We start from the raw sequence: 2,167 nt of genomic DNA on the forward strand, positions 1-2,167 counted from the left end.
GGGGTGCCGCCGGCACCTGTCAGCAGGCGATGTCCGAGCTGCTGACGGCCACGTCGTCGAACCACAGGGTGTCGTCGCCGACGCCGTAGCTCTCCCAGCCGAGTCGCAGGCCGGTGGGCCGCGGGGCGGTGGTGCGGGACAGCCACTGCTGGTCGATGTCCGCGGTGGGGACGCCGTCGGCGTGCAGGCCCTCGACCTGCTGGCCGTTGAGCCAGGTGTCGAGGTTGCCGTTCGAGGTGTCGATCTTGAGCTTCAGGCACTGCCAGCTGCCGGTCGGCAGCGGCTTGCTCAGGGCGACGCCGGCCGGGCTCTGCGCGGGCAGGGTGGCGTCGTCGATCTCGCGGTTCCACTGCAGGGCGCTGTTCTGGCCGCCGACGCGCAGGGTCTTGCCGCCCTGGGAGTTGTCGGGCATGGAGACGAAGGAGACGTGGGCGGCGGGCAGCGCGGTGGTGTGCCGGATCCACATCCTGACGTACATCTGGGGGCCGACCGTGGAGAGGTCCTTGGCGTAGGAGAGGAAGGCGTGGTTGCAGTAGCCGGCCTTGCCGTCGACCCGGATGGACTTGCTGCCGGCGTGCGCCACCGAGCTGTCGACGGTGACCGTGCCGGTGCCCCGGCAGTCGGGGGCCTCGAACTTCCAGTCCCCGGAGGGCGCGGTGCCGCTCTGGGTCTCGAAGCCGTCGCAGACCTTGGCGCCGTCGCATCCGCCGCCCGGCGGGGGCGTGGTGGGCGGGGTCGGCGACGTGGGCGGGGTGGTCGGCGGGGTTCCGGGGTCGGTCGGGGTCACGGCGCCGTTGCAGGTCACGCCGTTGAGTGCGAAGGCGGTCGGCGTGGGGTTGGCGGACTGGTAGCTGCCCTGCAGCCCGAATTCGGCGGAGCCGCCGGTGCCCAGGTTGCCGTTCCAGCCGGAGCCGGTCGCGGTCACGTTCCGGTCGCTCTGGGTCACGGTGGCGTTCCAGGAGGAGATCACCTTCTGGTCGCCGGCGTACGTCCAGGTCAGGCGCCAGCCGGAGAGGGGGTCACCGAGGTTGGTGATCTTGACGGCGGCGGTGTAACCGCCCGTCCACTGGTTCACGGTGTAGTCGACCCGGCAGCCCGCGGCGGCGGCGCTGCTGACGGGCGCCGCGACGAGGGCGGACAGGACGAGGCCGACGGCCGAGAGGGCCGCCAGGAACGCCGCCGTCCAGGGACGGTGGCGTAATCGCGTGAGGAGTGTGCGCACGTGGACCTCCGGTGTGGGGGGCGGCGGAGCGGTGGGAGCGCTCCCACAACATCACAGCGACTCCTGCGGGGCCCTGTCAACGCATGCGCCCGGCTTTTTGGACCGTCATTGCACAGGCCGCGGCGGGATCCGCGGCCGGGACGGAGGAGGCGGGCCGGCCGGCGCGCGGCAGGACCTGTCCGTGGGGCGGTGCGGCCGCCCTTCCTCCCTCGCCCTCGCCGGGCCGGTGCGGTGATGATGGGCGGGTGTTCTACGAGGATCTCAGCGAGTACGACTACCAGGACGAGGACGCGTTCGTGGACAGGGAGTCGGGCTTCCACGCGCTCTGGTACCGCCCGGCGTACACCCGCCTGAACGTCGGATGGCTGGAAGCCGGCAGGCCGTACCCGACAGGGACGGTCCCCACGGTGTTCCTGGAGAAGCTGAAGGCCGTGCAGGAGGTCCAGTGGATGAACGTCTGCCTCGGGGTGCACGAGTGCGGCCTGTGTCCTGAGGACGAGGCCCCGGAAGGGAACGGGGAGGTGCGGATCCCGGGCGGGCCCGGCCTCGCCTATGCCGCTCCGTTCCTGATCACGCACTACATCGCCGTCCACGGCTACCGGCCGCCGCAGGCCTTCGTGGACGCGGTACTCGCCGTCGACCTCGACGCGTGGGCCTCCGCACGGTGGCCCGACGTTCCCTTCCCCTGGGTTCCGGACGACGCGGAACGCATGCTGGAGTAGGGCGCGCGGGGCTCGGCCCCGGCCGGGACAGCCGCCTCCGCCATCGCGCCGTCGGCGGTCGACCCGCCGCGGAGCCGCGGCCGCTGCGGTTTCCCGCGGCCGCTGCGGTTTCCCGCGGGCGGTCCGCCCGGCGGGGCAGGACCGCCGCCCGGCCCGCGCGCGGCGGGGAGGGTGAACGCGAGGCCCCCGGCGCGGACGGCGGAAGCGCGCCGCGGTGTTCAGG

Annotated in this window: 2 protein-coding genes; one reads left to right on the forward strand and one right to left on the reverse strand. The window is 73.2% G+C overall.

The annotated features are described in order from the left end of the window. Positions 1–19 precede the first annotated feature (19 nt). Positions 20–1,222 carry a cellulose-binding domain-containing protein gene (locus A2U95_RS30910; RefSeq protein WP_166029173.1) on the reverse strand — a complete coding sequence of 401 codons (1,203 nt, stop codon included), beginning with the start codon at positions 1,220–1,222 and terminating at the stop codon, positions 20–22. Between the two features lie 245 nt (positions 1,223–1,467). Here A2U95_RS30910 and A2U95_RS30915 point away from each other — a divergent pair, with 245 nt between their 5' ends. Further along, positions 1,468–1,944: a DUF7919 family protein gene (locus A2U95_RS30915; protein WP_166029175.1), complete on the forward strand. Its 477-nt coding sequence runs from the start codon at positions 1,468–1,470 to the stop codon at positions 1,942–1,944. Positions 1,945–2,167: the final 223 nt, after the last annotated feature.

It is taken from the genome of Streptomyces chilikensis, assembly GCF_001642695.1.
Classification (GTDB): Bacteria; Actinomycetota; Actinomycetes; order Streptomycetales; family Streptomycetaceae; genus Streptomyces; species Streptomyces chilikensis.